This is a genomic window from Flavihumibacter rivuli, from assembly GCF_018595685.2.
GTDB classification, from domain to species: Bacteria; Bacteroidota; Bacteroidia; order Chitinophagales; family Chitinophagaceae; genus Flavihumibacter; species Flavihumibacter rivuli.
In genome coordinates, this window is the sequence record NZ_CP092334.1 from 362,836 (window position 1) to 375,993 (window position 13,158).

Consider the following 13,158-nt stretch of genomic DNA (forward strand, 5'->3'; position numbering starts at 1 on the left):
ATGGCTAATCCAAACCAGGGAAGAAGGGATATTGGTATAGGGATATGTATTGTACTCGGCCTGATCATCGGGGCATTTATCAAACGGGTCCATATTGGCCTGCTTATCGGCCTGGGTTTGGGGCTATTGGCATCCGGACTGATCGCTGGCAGGAAGCGGTAGGAAGTCCAGCCAGGCCGCCAGTCTTTTGTGATGGGCCTTGCTTTGATTACATCGAATTGTATGTATACCTGCTAACCCAAACAACTACCTTCGACAAATAATTTGAAGCGTATGGCTGATAATAATTCAAAAGTTCCCTTGTTCCGGACCTGGACACAGTGGTATGTTTTCGTACTGCTCTTCCTGGTGGCCTTGATCATAGGATTTCACTTCTTTACCCAATATTTTTCATGAGTAAGCTTGACTGGATCGTATTGGTGACCACATTGGCAGCCATCGTCACTTATGGCTTGTTCAAGAGCAGGACATCCAAGAACCTGGATGGATATTTCCTGAGCAACAGGTCGATGCCCTGGTACCTCGTATTATTGAGTATCATGGGGACCCAGGCAAGTGCCATTACTTTCCTGTCGGCACCCGGCCAGGCATATTCGGATGGGATGAGGTTTGTGCAATATTATTTTGGCCTGCCCATTGCCATGGTGGTGATCAGTATCTTCTTTGTGCCCATCTTTCACCGCCTGAAAGTATATACCGCTTACGAATACCTGGAACAACGATTCGATAAGAAAACCAGGACATTCACTGCCCTCTTGTTCCTTTTGTCCAGGGGGCTTTCGACCGGTATCAGTATCTATGCGCCCTCCATTATCCTCTCTTCGTTGATGGGTTGGAATATTTACTGGACCAATATCTTCATGGGCGGGTTATTGATCATTTACACTGTTAGCGGTGGTGCCAAAGCGGTAGCCTATACGCAGCAGTTACAATTGCTGATCATTTTTACCGGAATGTTCCTGGCAGCCTATATGATGGTGCATTTGCTGCCCGAGGGCATTGGTTTTATAGATGCCCTGAAAGTGAGTGGGAAGCTGGGCAGGCTGAATGTGATCACTACCGGTGTAAAGGAGACCGGATTCGACTGGACGGACCGGTACAATATCTGGAGTGGGATCATTGGCGGCTTCTTCCTGGCCCTTTCCTATTTTGGGACGGACCAAAGCCAGGTCGGTCGCTACCTTACGGCAAAGGACACTACCGAAAGCAAGACCGGCCTGCTCATGAATGGCCTCGTAAAAGTGCCGATGCAATTCCTGATCCTGTTGGTGGGTGCCCTGGTCTTCACTTACTACCAAATGAACCCGTCGCCAGTGTTCTTTAACCAGGCTGTAGCCGGACAGGTTACCTCCGGGCCTGCAAAGGAAAAACTCCGGCAACTGGAAGCTAAGTACCAGGAACATGCGGGTAAACAGCAGTCATTGGTAAAGGATTTTGTCAGCAAGCCAGAAGATGATGCATTGATCCAGGCCATGAAAAGCAACCAGCAGGCCCTGGACCAGACCCGTTCTGATTATAAAAAGACATTGAAGGACGCAGCTCCTTCGGCGGATGTGAATGATACCAATTATATCTTCCTCCGGTTTGTGGTAGATCATTTGCCACAGGGACTGGTTGGGCTACTCATTGCCGTTATATTCCTTGCGGCATGGGGTAGCATTGCCGCTGCTCTCAATTCCCTTGCCTCTTCCACCATGTGTGATATCCATAAACAGTATGTCAGGCACCCTGAAGAACCCTTGAGGGAATATAAGCTTTCCAAGTGGTACACATTCGGGTGGGGTGTCTTCTGTATTATAGTGGCCCAGTTTGCCAATAACATGGGCAGCCTGATCGAAGCAGTGAATGTACTGGGATCCCTTTTCTACGGGGTGATACTGGGTATCTTCCTTGTCGCTTTCTTTTGTAAGCCGGTGGGTGCCGGGGCCACTTTCTGGAGTGCGATCATTACAGAATTGGCGGTCATTGCCCTTTTCTGGAAATCTGACCTTGGCTTCCTTTGGCTGAATGTGGTGGGGGCACTCCTGCTGGTATTATTGGCATTGGTATTCCATGCAACGAAATTGATGATGGCAAGGTCAATGGGGTAAAACCAGAACCATGCACTGCCACTTCCAACGCATCCTCGTTTCTTCCCTCATCCTGAGTATGATTACTGCCTGCGATAAACAGCAGGAGGGAGGCAGCAGTGAATTGGTTGGGACCTGGGTAAATAGCACCCTAAGGGCGGACTCCCTGGAGATTTACCGGGAAGGAACCAGCCTGGTGCTTTTTGATAATTCCATGGCCTACAGGAGCCATGCCAATCCCGAACAGGTAAAAGATAACCATAAATGGTATGTTCGCTTGAAGGACGGGGAATTGCAGGTTGAATTTTATGATCGGATCGGCCCCGCGGTGGAATGGGGATCCTATGGATTCAAATGGATCAGGAAAGGGGAGCGGTTTGAAGTGGAATCCCTCGCGTTCAGGCCCTATATCAGTTGCCTGGGATGTAAACTGGAGTATGAAAGAGTAAAATAACAATAAAGCCCGATCATCGATCGGGCCTTATTGTTCAAAGGAGTGATCCTTATTTCAGTGTTGCCAGCAACTTTTGGTTCAGGGCAACATAGTCATCGTTCTTGGCAGCCTTGGCCAGCTCAATGGATTTATTGGCAGCAGCAATGGCTTCCTGCTTCCTGCCCAACTTGGCCAGGCAATTGGCTTTCTGGTGGTGAACCCAGAAGGCATTGGGGTTTTGCTCAATGGCCTTATCGAACCATCCAAGGGCCTTGTTCAGGTCCTTGCCATTCTCCAGGTAATACATGGCTGAAGCGAAATAAGGTTTGTTATCCTTATTCATCAGGTTGTCGATCTGGGCCATGATCTTGTCGTCAATATTTGCCTTGATGGGAACAGCAACACCGGTCTTTTCCCAAAGGATCTCCAGGTTCATGGAGTTTGCCTTCACTTCATCGAAAAGGATCATGAAGTTTTCAACATTCATGGGGAGCGCAACTGGCTTCACCTTCACGCGGACAACGTCCTGGTCTTCCTTGTAGGCTGCAGGACTGGTAACATCCAGTTGCCTGGAAAGGATGATGGTCCATTCTGATTCACCCGGGATAGAAAGCAGTCCATACTTTCCTGCTGGAACGGTTTTGTCGCCAAAGATCACGTCTTCACCAAAGGTGATGATGGTAGCACTATTCGCACCGGTACGCCATACTTTGCCATAGGGAACCAGGTCGCCAAACACCTTACGGCCACGTACGGCCGGACGGGAATAATTCACTTCAACAGTAGATAAGGCGAAATCCTGCTTTAAGGTCTGGCCGGGACTCGGCTGTGGAGTCCTCAATTGCTGGGCATTAGCCACTTCGGCCAAACAAGCAGCAATAGCAAATGAAAGAATAAGTTTCTTCATGGTTAGCTGATTTGAGTTTCAAATGTAGCAAACTAACAGTTATCAGGGTAATTGGTTGTTAGGAACAGCAAAATGGGGAAAACAGGATATGATTTTTCATTGATGAATGGGGGATCGCCATCCTGTTTCCATTCTACGGATTGGGTGCTGGTTAACTTGCCTATTTCCTGAATGCAGGATGGAACTGGTGTAAGGTAGAGCGCAGGTATTCCCTGTCGAGATGGGTATAGATCTCAGTAGTGGTAATGCTTTCATGCCCGAGCATTTCCTGTACGGCCCTCAGGTCGGCACCGCCTTCTACCAGGTGTGTGGCGAAGGAATGCCTGAAAGTATGTGGAGATATACTTTTATTGATGCCGGCTTTTTTAGCCAGGTCCTTGATCAGGAGAAAGATCATCACCCTACTCAGCTGTCCGCCCCTGCGGTTGAGGAAAACGATATCCTCATTGCCTTTCACGGGAGGGTAATGGTTCCTGATAGTGCCCAGGTAAAGCCGCAATTGTTTAATGGCATTGCTGCCGATCGGCACCAGCCTTTCTTTATCTCCCTTTCCGATCACCCTGATGAAGCCCATGTCGAGATAGAGGCAGGAGATCTTCAATCCCACTACCTCGCTCACCCTTAGTCCGCAGCTGTACATGGTTTCCAGGATGGCTTTATTTCTTTCCCCTTCAGCCTTGCTGCGGTCGATGGCTCCAATGACCTGTTCTATCTCTTCAAAACTCAACACGTCAGGCAATGCCCTTTTAAGCTTGGGTGAATCCAGCAGCAGGGTGGGGTCGTTTTGACTGACCTGTTCGATCTGGCAATATTTGTAAAAACTCCTTAACCCGGAAAGGATCCTGGCCTGCGAGGTGGCCGTCATGCCAATTTCAGCGACCCAGCGGATGAATTCCTGTAAATGGGAAAGCTCCAATTGGCCGGGAGGCATGACCCATTGTTTCATCTCCAGGAACTGGGTGAGTTTATCCAGGTCGCGCAGGTAGGCTTCAACGGAATTGTCGGACAAGGACTTTTCCAGTTGCAGCCAGGCCTTAAACCCTTTTTTGTATGAAGCCCACATTGCCAAAATGATATTCAAATACAAAGCAAATTAAAACATCGAATCCTTTATATTGCAATTCCTAAAACTACAAGCAGCAGCGCATGACATCAAGCACCAATCCCCGTGCCGTTAACCTGAGGCAATTTGCTAAGCAGGTAAAGGATAATAAGAGTAAGTTACGCAGGTTCCTCACTAAAATTGAAAATGTAAGGCCGAGGGGGCTTGATCAACTGACGCCGGTCATTGAGCAACAGGTTTGGGCAGAAGTGGATTGCCTCACCTGCGCCAATTGCTGCAAAAAGATGAGCCCGACTTTCAATAAGAAGGATCTCGAACGTATTTCGGCTTACCTGGGAATGAGTGTGGAAGCGTTCAAGGAGAAGTGGTTGTACTACGATAAGAAAGATGGCGACTGGATGAATGTAAAGCAGCCCTGCCAGTTCCTCGACAAGCAAACCAATATGTGCAGCATATACGAAGTGAGACCCGCTGATTGCGCAGGCTTCCCCCATCTTACCAAGAAGAAAATGGCGGACTATATACATGTGCACAAACAGAATATTGAATACTGCCCGGCAACCTATAAAATGGTAGAGAAACTTAAGGCAACCCTGCCCCTTAAATGATGCTGCTTTTTTACAAGCTAATGTCTTCCACAAGGTAACAGTCATGCCCACCCGAATGTAAGTTGATGGCGAGGATATCGTATTGTATCCTTGTCCAGGATGGATGTTGTTCCAGGTATGCGATGGCGCCATTCATGAGTGCGTTCAGCTTCCTTGGTGTGACATCTTCCTCCGGCCAGCCCAGTGCATTCCCCCTTCTTGTCTTTACTTCTATGAAATGCAATACCCCATTGCGACTGGCAATAATATCCAGTTCATAGTGGGAGTGACGCCAGTTCCTGTGCAGGATGGTGAAAGAATGTTCCAGTAGCCAGGCGCAAGCCAGTTCTTCTCCCCAATTACCCAATTGAATATGCCCGCCCATGGTTGCTCCTTTTGCATTATTTTCGGCCCTCTGATATGGAACAAAGTAAATTCTTTAAGCTGAAAGGCAAGGTGCAACACTACCAATGGGGTGGTTTCACCTATTTGCCGCAACTCTTATCCTTGAATAATGACCAGCAACAGCCATTTGCTGAATACTGGCTGGGTGCGCATGTTCAGGCGCCTGCGGAACTGGACAATGGGAGCAAACTGGATAGTGCGGTGGCCGCACATCCGGAATGGCTGGGGGCCAGGGTGCAAGATGCTTTTGGCCGACTACCCTATTTGTTGAAAGTATTGGATGTGAAGGATATGCTGAGTATCCAGGTGCACCCAAGCAGGGAGAGCGCCCTCAAGGGATTCAGGGAAGAAAATGAGGCAGGAGTGCCCCTTAGCGCATCAAACAGGAATTATAAGGATGATAACCATAAGCCGGAACTGATGGCAGCGCTGGGTGATTTTTGGCTGCTGCATGGGTTCAGGAATATTACCAGCATGCAGTCGATCCTTGCAGCAAAACCGGAGTTGAATTTTTTATTGCCGGTTTTTGGGGAAGGCAATTATGAAGCTTTGTACAGGACCGTCATGGAAATGCCTGCCGATGAAGTGAAGGGACGATTGGATCCTTTGCTGGAGCGCATTATCCCGCTTTACCAGCAAGGCAGCCTGGATAGGTCGAACCCCGATTTCTGGGCAGCGAGGGCAGCTATCACCTTTAACCAGCCCGGACAAGTGGATAGGGGTATCTTTTCTGTTTACCTGCTCAACCTGGTGCAGATGAAGAGGGGAGAGGCGATCTTCCAGGATGCAGGAATATTACATGCCTATCTCGAAGGCCAGAATGTAGAACTGATGGCCAATTCAGACAATGTCCTGCGCGGTGGACTTACTCCCAAACACATTGATGTACCTGAATTAATGAAGCATGTTCGCTTTGAACCGGTTGAACCGAATATCCTGGCCGGCTCTGCCATGAATGAAAAGGAAACGGCATATGTTACCCCTGCAAAGGATTTCGAATTGAGAAGGATCGATCTTGAAGCCGGGGAACACTACAGCCTGAAAGCGGAGACCCTGGATATTCTATTGGTGTTGAACGGAAAAGTATTAGCAAATTCAGGGGCCAGGACCGTGGATGTGGAAAAGGGGGCTGCCCTTTTATTGGCGGCTGGTGCTGAGTTGCGCCTGGAATCGGCCACGGGAGCGGAAATATACCATGCAACCGTCCCTGCCTGAAAGCGTGAAAAACTTTGACGCTTCTTGAGGGGTTTTCTGCTATTTTTGCCTAATCATTTTGAATTTTATGAAGTTGAACAGATCATTTATTGTTTCGCTTGTTTTATTGATCATCGTAGCAGCACTGTACCGCGTCATCCCTTCCCGTCCCTGGGGATTCGCTCCTCATATTGCCATGGCCATTTTTGGCGGGGCTGTGATCAGGGACCGTAAGTGGGCCTTCGCACTGCCTGTCTTCTCTATGTTCCTGAGTGATGCCCTTTACCAGGTTTTATATGTGAACGGACTTTCCAGCATACCGGGCTTCTATGAAGGACAGGTAACAAATTACCTCATGTTTGCAGGCCTTACCCTTGTGGGCTTCGCTATCAGGAAGGTAAGCGTTGCCAATGTGGCGCTGGCTTCCCTGGCAGCCCCTGTACTCTATTTCCTGGTTTCCAATTTTGCCGTATGGGTATCCGGTGGCGGCTTTAACCGTCCCAGGACAATGTCTGGCCTGCTGCAATGCTATGCTGACGGCCTACCTTTCTTCCAGGGTTCCCTGATGGCTACCGTGTTCTTTAGCGCGGTATTGTTTGGTGCCTATTATGTGGTTCAGCAAAAGCAGGAGAACAAGGCCATTGCATGATCGGTCAATACATCATTAAATAAAAAAATGCCACCTGCTTGGGTGGCATTTTTCTTTCTAATTAATATGGTCAATTCTGTGCAAGGGTGCCGTTGTTCACGAAGTAGAAATAAGCAGTACCGCCACTGAAACTATTCCAGGTATTCAGGTCAACACTACCATTGCCTGTTGCTGAACCGGTAATGGCATAAGCCCTTACCGCTTGTTGGTTCCGGTTCCAGGTGAGACTGGTCCTGGACAGGCAGGTTTCAGCGCCAAGGCCGTTATTGCTGAGGAAATAGGCTTTATTGGTACCGTAAACTTTGGCAAGGCCATTTGCCTCCACACAAACCGCTGTTTGCTCATCCACCCCAATTCCCCTTACAGTTGTCATGCCCCAATCCTTCATCATCCTGGCCAGCCAGGAGATATGCCTGCCTTGCCTGTCGCGTTGCGTATAATGAGAATCGGTGATGGTATTGGCAAGCAGGGGTGCATTGATGAAATTGTCCCTGTCGATCGTGCTATAACGGTGATAGGGATCCCCCAAAGCCTGGGCTGAGGTAACGGATCCATTCTGGGCAGTATAATAAGCGGATCCGAGAATGGCCAGGCCTGCGCTGGTACCACCCACTGGTACTTTCTTGGTGTTGATCAGGTAATTGATGGCATCTTCAACAGGTGTATCCTTCCAATAGCTGACATAATTCCACTGGTCGCCACCGGCAATGAATAACATTTCCGCGTTGCGGATCTTCTGTGCAACCGATGCATCAAGGGCTTTGGTACGCGTATCAATAATGATGGTCTCAACTGAGTTGAGGGTGCCTAATCCGTACATATAAGCGTTGTAACCATCAGCTCCTGATGACCTGATGACCACAGCATCACCGCCACCACTTTTGCTGATCATCCATTGGATAGCGGCATCAACATCTGTTGAACCTCCCATCAGCATCAGGCCTGCCGAAGTGCTGGTTTGTACATCAGCTGCATCACCGGTAAGGTAGGTAACGATAGAACCCGAGCCTCCGGGGGCTTTGGCATTCAAGCCTGATTCAGGCTGGGCTACAGCCTTAGGGGCAACGCTCTTGCTGCAGGCTGTCAATACGGCAAGGGCGGATAAGGAACCAAAAAGGATCTTTCTCATGGATTGTTGTTTAAGTATGTAGAAAAATACTCATCCTTTTGCTTAAGTGCAAGTGTGCCCGCCCAAGGTAAATGGGGTTTTTGTTCAGGAATACTGCTATTTCCCAGGGAATACTTCTTCGTTGGCGATCTCTTCGCGCATGCTGGTGAGTGCGCCTTTATCATCATAAATAGCGTTGAGCATGAAGGGGCGTCCTTCGAGGAGGTATTTGTAAATGAACCAGTCTGTTGTTGGGGTAGGAACATCCAGCACTTCATCAAATGCAATCCAGTGCAGTTCTCCTTCAGGGCAGGGGGGAGGTGCGATCAGGTCTATTTCAGCGAGGTAAACAAAGCTTGACCAGTTGTAATCATTGGGGGCTGATTCCACCAATACCCCGCAGTAGCGAAAGGCTTCCACATGGATGCCTGTTTCTTCCCTTGTTTCCCGGTATGCTGCAGTATTGGGGTCTTCAAATGGGTCCAGCTTTCCACCAACCGGGGTAAACATGTTTTGATTCGGCTGCTTCAGCCTCTTGAGCAGGAGGAAATGCTTGCCGTTCTTTAAAACACAAAGTACAGCGGTCTTTTTTATGCCAGGGGGTATATTGCCCATGCGGTCTTGGGATTGGTGGTTAGGAAAGGTTGAGGTCAGTCTTCACCTGGCAGGCTTCCAATACGTTGCCATCGGGATCCCGGAACTGGAACCAGCAAACATTTTCATCATCCTCCAGCTCGCCTGCCGATATGCCGCGATCGATCAGGAGGGCGCGGGCCTTCGCGGCATCTTCACACCTGAAGATGGGAAATGCCTTTCCGTTGCCCCCTTCATGGGTTGGTTCACCTGTTTCCCAGATGGTGAGGCTGGTTGAACCTCCCGGGTCCATCACGGCTAGTTTCATCTCAGGATCGTGCCAGGTGCAGGCAAATCCCAACTGGTCACGATACCATTGGAGTGAGCGGTTGATGTCGCTCACTTTAAGGATGATGGTATCAATACCCTGGAAGGGTTGTGGATCTTGATTCATTGCTGAAATTTACCCTTAATATTCGGGATGGTGAAACCACTCTTGTAAATATTTACCTGCTTCAAAGGATCTGGTCGGGGTATTGAACGGATGCAGTTACTTCCGCTTTATTGGTGAGGAACTTGTTGCGTAATGCAGTAAAGGCAGCCAGTATGGCGAGGAAGAAAACAATGGACAGGCCAGCAGCAACAGTATATTCCTCAGCTACCAGGCCTATCATGGAAGGGCCTGCCAGGAAACCGATGAGTCCACCTGTTGCCACAGCAGAGATACCAGTCACGGCATTTACGCCGGGAACCCTGGCTGCGGTACTGAAAAGGATAGGCACGATGCAACTGAATCCTAATCCGATCAGGGTAAAGCCGGCTATGGCAGCATAAATGGAAGGAATGCCTATGGCCAGCAGGAATCCTGCAGCGGCAACCAAACTACCGGTTATGGCCATGCGCTTGCTTCCAACCCTGGGGATCCAGTTGTCTCCATTGAGCCTTCCTAATGCCATGGCCACAGAGAAGCCTGCAAACCCCAAACCAGCCACAGCCTTACTGCTGCCCAGTGATTCTTTCAGGTAGATGGCACTCCAGTCTGCAACACAGCCCTCGCCCATAAAAGTGACGAAGCAGATGAAGGCAAGGCCTATGAGGCTACCGGACGGCAACTGGAAAGAAGAATCGGAAGTGATGATATCGTGATAGGATAATAAGTGATTGCGCATGAGCAGGAGGACCAGCATGATGATGCAGGCAACGATCAGTATCTGGAAGGGGTAGGGGATATGCAGGGAATAGAAGACTGCAGCCAACCCGGCACTCAATCCACCGCCAAGGCTGTACATGCCATGGCTGGTACTCATGATTCGGCGATTATACCTGCTTTCCAGAAGGTCGACCACCGCATTGGTGGAAACGCCATTCAGGAATCCGAGTAATCCTGTGAAATAGAGGGCCACCCAAAACATGAGTGGACTGATGGCCATCACCTGGGCAAGGAATACCAGGCAATAAATGAAATGGCCTATGAACAACCAACGGCCTACTTCCATCCTTTTGAATACCCGGGGGGAGATCACTACCCCTGTCAGTGCCCCTGCCGGTGCCAATAACAGGGATAATCCCAAAGTGGCATCGGTCAGTCCCAGTCTGGCTTTGATCTGCGGGATAGCTGCTACCCAGATGCCGAGCAACAAGCTGCTGACGGCGAAAAGGAAGCCCACAGACCTGCTGGGCCGGTGGCTGAAATAGGCCAGGGTGTTCTGTAACATATGGCTGCAAATCTACAGGCAGTTCCCCAGGTTTTTATTCACATATGGCAAGTCCTACAAAAGAATCTGCCGTGCCATAATAGAGGTGCCATTTGCCCTTGAAATAGACCAGTCCTTCGGCAAAGGTAGTTCCTGCCTTGTATTGCCCGGTGATCTCATGGGGAAGGGAAGGCTGAAGCAAAGGCTGGTCTGACCTGTACAGTAATTTTTTAGGGTCACCGGGATCAAACACCATTAATCCCACTGCATACATGCCTTTTGGAAGGGATTTGCTGGCATTGTCGTTCTCTGCATTCTTGCCGTTGATATACAGGTAAATGCCTTTGTCCGTGATAAGGGCAGGCGGGCCACATTCTGTGAGTTCGCTGTCGAAGTAGCCTTTACGGGTTTCGGCTATGCGTAGCAGTTCGCCCTTTTCATCCAGCAAAGGGTACCAGTCGGCGAGGTTCTCCGACCAGGCAAGGTTCACAAAATGTTCCCCCCAATACATCCAGTACTTGCCATTGATCCTGGCCAATACCTGCTGCCCGTTTTTCATGATGGTCAGCGGGGATCCAGATTTGGACCATTGGTGCAGGAATTTTCCGCCATATGCTTTCGCAAATGCCGGTCCTGTTTTGGCCCAGTTCCTAAGGTCCGCTGAAATGGCCACGGTAAGCCTGGCTACCTGCTGGTCCCAGCTGGTATAGGTCATGATATACTGCCCGTCTTCCGTGGCGGCCACCCTTGGGTCTTCACATCCGCCCGGGTAATCCCATTTGTAACCATTTGATGTATCAGGAAACAATACGGGCTCTGGAAAGGATTTGAAATGCACGCCGTCCTCGCTAACGGCAAGGCCTATCCGCGATGTCCTCCCGCCCAGGTGGGCAGCCGGATTGTCTTCCGCGCGAAAGAGCAGGTAAACTTTATTGTCCTTGATGATCGCTGCCGGGTTGAAGACATCCGCTTTTTGCCAGTGCACACTATCCTTTTTCACCGGGCACCAGAATACCGGCCCTGCATCTGCCCGCATGATGGGATTGACCTGGTGTTTGGTGAATACATTGACTGGCGCTTTCACTGGCACTTGTGCATGGGCAGTAAGCCCGGCCATGATCATGGCTGCTATTGGTAAACCGGCTTGGATCTTCATGTTTATGATGGGCAGTTTTTGTTTATCAGGATTACTGCCTAGCTGTTTTCACTTTCATATCCCTCGTCTACCAGCAGGTCTTTCCCATCTGCTGCAGTCGTGGCTAGTTTGTCGCAGCGGTTATTGTAGGCATTGTCCGCATGACCCTTGACCCATACAAACCTTACGGCATGATCTTCTGCAAGGCGGGCATACCTTAGCCAGAGGTCCTTGTTTTTCTTGCCACCTGCGAAATTGGTACTGATCCATTTTTTCAGCCATCCTTTCTGCACGGCATTCACCACATATTGGCTATCGCTGTAAATGACTATTGGTACGCCTTTTTTGGTAAGGGCTTCAAGACCGGCTATTACGGCCAATAATTCCATCCGGTTATTGGTGGTGAGCCGGTAGCCCTGTGATAGTTCCTTTTCCCGGGTGCCCCATTTCAGGATTACGCCATAACCTCCCGGGCCGGGATTTCCCCTGCTGGCGCCATCTGTGTATATGATCAGTTCGTGATGTGTCATTCAATGAATATTGTTCCCTTTAGGTAGGTGCGGGCCTTTCCTGTCATCAGGACCCTGTCACCTTTAAGGGCGCAAGATAAGGAACCACCACGTTGTGATAGCTGTTTGGCCTGAAGGGAAGTTTTATTCAGTTGTGCGGCCCAGAAGGGAACCATTATGGTGTGCGCTGAACCCGTTACGGGATCTTCATTTATGCCACTCTGGGGATAGAAACACCTGCTCACAAAATCTGCTTCATCCCCCTTTGCCGTGCAGATGATGCCCCTTCCCCCAAATCCGGCCAGGGAGGTGAAATCGGGATCAAGTGCCTCTACTTCCTTTTGGCTTCCTAACAGTACCATGTAGTCGAAACTGGTCTTAAATACCAGCCCTTCGCTGATCCGTAATCCTTCGAAGAGGCCGGCTGGCACCCCGATCATTTCAGGTGGATTGGATGGAAAATCGAGTGTAAGCCCTTCCGCTGAACGTGATACCTTCAATTCGCCACTCTTACTGGTGAATAGCAGGGTGTCGCCTTCAATGCCCAATTCCTCAAATAGGATATGTGAGGCCGCAAGGGTGGCATGGCCGCAAAGATTCACTTCCACACCAGGTGTAAACCAGCGGATGCGGTAGTGTTCCCCTTCCTTCACCAGGTAGGCGGTTTCACTCAAGTTGTTTTCCATGGCGATCTGCTGCATCAGGGGCTCACTCAGCCATTCCCTGAGCAGGATCACTGCCGCCGGGTTGCCACTAAAGGGCTTATCAACAAAAGCATCAGCTACATAGATGTTTAATTCCATTGCCAGGGGAGTTTGGTTTTTTTTCGTTT

Annotated in this window: 17 protein-coding genes; 7 read left to right on the forward strand and 10 right to left on the reverse strand. The window is 49.6% G+C overall.

Going from position 1 to position 13,158, the window contains the following annotated elements; translation table 11 throughout:
• The 4 genes from KJS94_RS01570 (at position 1) to KJS94_RS01580 (ending at position 2,523) form a co-directional block, all read left to right on the forward strand.
• Positions 1 to 162 carry a hypothetical protein gene (locus KJS94_RS01570; RefSeq protein WP_214447003.1) on the forward strand — a complete coding sequence of 54 codons (162 nt, stop codon included), beginning with the start codon at positions 1 to 3 and terminating at the stop codon, positions 160 to 162.
• 111 nt (positions 163 to 273) lie between these two features.
• Positions 274 to 396, forward strand: coding sequence for a hypothetical protein (locus KJS94_RS18195; protein WP_256449990.1), 123 nt, complete (start codon positions 274 to 276; stop codon positions 394 to 396).
• Positions 393 to 2,090, forward strand: coding sequence for a sodium:solute symporter family protein (locus tag KJS94_RS01575; RefSeq protein ID WP_214447004.1), 1,698 nt, complete (start codon positions 393 to 395; stop codon positions 2,088 to 2,090). The genes KJS94_RS18195 and KJS94_RS01575 overlap by 4 nt, the downstream gene beginning before the upstream one ends.
• Positions 2,091 to 2,100: 10 nt before the next feature.
• Positions 2,101 to 2,523: a hypothetical protein gene (locus KJS94_RS01580; RefSeq protein ID WP_214447005.1), complete on the forward strand. Its 423-nt coding sequence runs from the start codon at positions 2,101 to 2,103 to the stop codon at positions 2,521 to 2,523.
• A 49-nt stretch (positions 2,524 to 2,572) separates the two neighbouring features.
• Here the strand turns inward: KJS94_RS01580 and KJS94_RS01585 are convergent, their stop codons facing one another.
• Both KJS94_RS01585 and xerD read right to left on the reverse strand, forming a co-directional pair.
• Complete coding sequence (locus KJS94_RS01585) at positions 2,573 to 3,409, reverse strand: DUF2911 domain-containing protein (RefSeq protein WP_214447006.1); 837 nt, start codon at positions 3,407 to 3,409, stop codon at positions 2,573 to 2,575.
• Between the two features lie 160 nt (positions 3,410 to 3,569).
• Positions 3,570 to 4,472, reverse strand: a complete 903-nt coding sequence (gene xerD / locus KJS94_RS01590; RefSeq protein WP_214447007.1) for a site-specific tyrosine recombinase XerD — start codon at positions 4,470 to 4,472, stop codon at positions 3,570 to 3,572.
• A gap of 83 nt (positions 4,473 to 4,555) precedes the next feature.
• Here xerD and KJS94_RS01595 point away from each other — a divergent pair, with 83 nt between their 5' ends.
• A complete protein-coding gene (locus KJS94_RS01595; RefSeq protein ID WP_214447008.1) occupies positions 4,556 to 5,080 on the forward strand; it encodes a YkgJ family cysteine cluster protein in 525 nt (174 codons plus the stop codon).
• Between the two features lie 10 nt (positions 5,081 to 5,090).
• On the opposite strand, the gene KJS94_RS01600 is transcribed toward KJS94_RS01595, so the two are convergent.
• Positions 5,091 to 5,444 (reverse strand): YraN family protein, encoded by a 354-nt coding sequence (locus KJS94_RS01600; RefSeq protein WP_214447009.1) that lies wholly within the window; start codon positions 5,442 to 5,444, stop codon positions 5,091 to 5,093.
• A gap of 35 nt (positions 5,445 to 5,479) precedes the next feature.
• On the opposite strand from KJS94_RS01600, the gene manA reads away from it, so the two are divergent.
• Together manA and KJS94_RS01610 are read left to right on the forward strand one after the other, a co-directional pair.
• Positions 5,480 to 6,679, forward strand: a complete 1,200-nt coding sequence (gene manA, locus KJS94_RS01605; protein WP_214447010.1) for a mannose-6-phosphate isomerase, class I — start codon at positions 5,480 to 5,482, stop codon at positions 6,677 to 6,679.
• Between the two features lie 67 nt (positions 6,680 to 6,746).
• Positions 6,747 to 7,307 (forward strand): DUF6580 family putative transport protein, encoded by a 561-nt coding sequence (locus tag KJS94_RS01610; RefSeq protein ID WP_214447011.1) that lies wholly within the window; start codon positions 6,747 to 6,749, stop codon positions 7,305 to 7,307.
• A 70-nt stretch (positions 7,308 to 7,377) separates the two neighbouring features.
• Here the strand turns inward: KJS94_RS01610 and KJS94_RS01615 are convergent, their stop codons facing one another.
• The 7 genes from KJS94_RS01615 to KJS94_RS01645 form a co-directional block, all read right to left on the reverse strand.
• On the reverse strand, positions 7,378 to 8,436 hold the full coding sequence (locus KJS94_RS01615) for a cyanophycinase (protein WP_214447012.1): 1,059 nt from the start codon (positions 8,434 to 8,436) through the stop codon (positions 7,378 to 7,380).
• A gap of 96 nt (positions 8,437 to 8,532) precedes the next feature.
• The gene (locus KJS94_RS01620) at positions 8,533 to 9,030 is read right to left on the reverse strand and encodes an NUDIX hydrolase (RefSeq protein ID WP_214447013.1); all 498 of its coding nucleotides are present in this window, start codon (positions 9,028 to 9,030) and stop codon (positions 8,533 to 8,535) included.
• A gap of 19 nt (positions 9,031 to 9,049) precedes the next feature.
• On the reverse strand, positions 9,050 to 9,442 hold the full coding sequence (locus KJS94_RS01625) for a VOC family protein (RefSeq protein ID WP_214447014.1): 393 nt from the start codon (positions 9,440 to 9,442) through the stop codon (positions 9,050 to 9,052).
• Positions 9,443 to 9,503: 61 nt separating this feature from the next.
• Positions 9,504 to 10,703, reverse strand: coding sequence for an MFS transporter (locus KJS94_RS01630; protein ID WP_214447015.1), 1,200 nt, complete (start codon positions 10,701 to 10,703; stop codon positions 9,504 to 9,506).
• A gap of 34 nt (positions 10,704 to 10,737) precedes the next feature.
• Positions 10,738 to 11,838, reverse strand: a complete 1,101-nt coding sequence (locus tag KJS94_RS01635) for a glycoside hydrolase family 130 protein (protein ID WP_239804249.1) — start codon at positions 11,836 to 11,838, stop codon at positions 10,738 to 10,740.
• A gap of 38 nt (positions 11,839 to 11,876) precedes the next feature.
• Entirely contained in the window at positions 11,877 to 12,347 is a 471-nt protein-coding gene (gene rnhA / locus KJS94_RS01640; protein WP_214447016.1) for a ribonuclease HI, read from the reverse strand.
• A complete protein-coding gene (locus tag KJS94_RS01645) occupies positions 12,344 to 13,129 on the reverse strand; it encodes a PhzF family phenazine biosynthesis protein (protein WP_214447017.1) in 786 nt (261 codons plus the stop codon). The genes rnhA and KJS94_RS01645 overlap by 4 nt, the downstream gene beginning before the upstream one ends.
• Positions 13,130 to 13,158: the final 29 nt, after the last annotated feature.

Coding starts and splice junctions, on each gene's coding strand:
- KJS94_RS01600 (WP_214447009.1), bottom strand. CDS start 5,444: ATGGGCGGGCATATTCAATTGGGTAATTGGGGAGAAGAACTGGCTTGC.
- KJS94_RS01620 (WP_214447013.1), bottom strand. CDS start 9,030: ATGGGCAATATACCCCCTGGCATAAAAAAGACCGCTGTACTTTGTGTT.
- KJS94_RS01630 (WP_214447015.1), bottom strand. CDS start 10,703: ATGTTACAGAACACCCTGGCCTATTTCAGCCACCGGCCCAGCAGGTCT.
- KJS94_RS01570 (WP_214447003.1), top strand. CDS start 1: ATGGCTAATCCAAACCAGGGAAGAAGGGATATTGGTATAGGGATATGT.
- xerD (WP_214447007.1), bottom strand. CDS start 4,472: ATGTGGGCTTCATACAAAAAAGGGTTTAAGGCCTGGCTGCAACTGGAA.
- KJS94_RS01645 (WP_214447017.1), bottom strand. CDS start 13,129: ATGGAATTAAACATCTATGTAGCTGATGCTTTTGTTGATAAGCCCTTT.
- KJS94_RS01610 (WP_214447011.1), top strand. CDS start 6,747: ATGAAGTTGAACAGATCATTTATTGTTTCGCTTGTTTTATTGATCATC.
- KJS94_RS01635 (WP_239804249.1), bottom strand. CDS start 11,838: ATGAAGATCCAAGCCGGTTTACCAATAGCAGCCATGATCATGGCCGGG.
- manA (WP_214447010.1), top strand. CDS start 5,480: ATGGAACAAAGTAAATTCTTTAAGCTGAAAGGCAAGGTGCAACACTAC.
- KJS94_RS18195 (WP_256449990.1), top strand. CDS start 274: ATGGCTGATAATAATTCAAAAGTTCCCTTGTTCCGGACCTGGACACAG.
- rnhA (WP_214447016.1), bottom strand. CDS start 12,347: ATGACACATCACGAACTGATCATATACACAGATGGCGCCAGCAGGGGA.
- KJS94_RS01595 (WP_214447008.1), top strand. CDS start 4,556: ATGACATCAAGCACCAATCCCCGTGCCGTTAACCTGAGGCAATTTGCT.
- KJS94_RS01625 (WP_214447014.1), bottom strand. CDS start 9,442: ATGAATCAAGATCCACAACCCTTCCAGGGTATTGATACCATCATCCTT.
- KJS94_RS01580 (WP_214447005.1), top strand. CDS start 2,101: ATGCACTGCCACTTCCAACGCATCCTCGTTTCTTCCCTCATCCTGAGT.
- KJS94_RS01575 (WP_214447004.1), top strand. CDS start 393: ATGAGTAAGCTTGACTGGATCGTATTGGTGACCACATTGGCAGCCATC.
- KJS94_RS01585 (WP_214447006.1), bottom strand. CDS start 3,409: ATGAAGAAACTTATTCTTTCATTTGCTATTGCTGCTTGTTTGGCCGAA.
- KJS94_RS01615 (WP_214447012.1), bottom strand. CDS start 8,436: ATGAGAAAGATCCTTTTTGGTTCCTTATCCGCCCTTGCCGTATTGACA.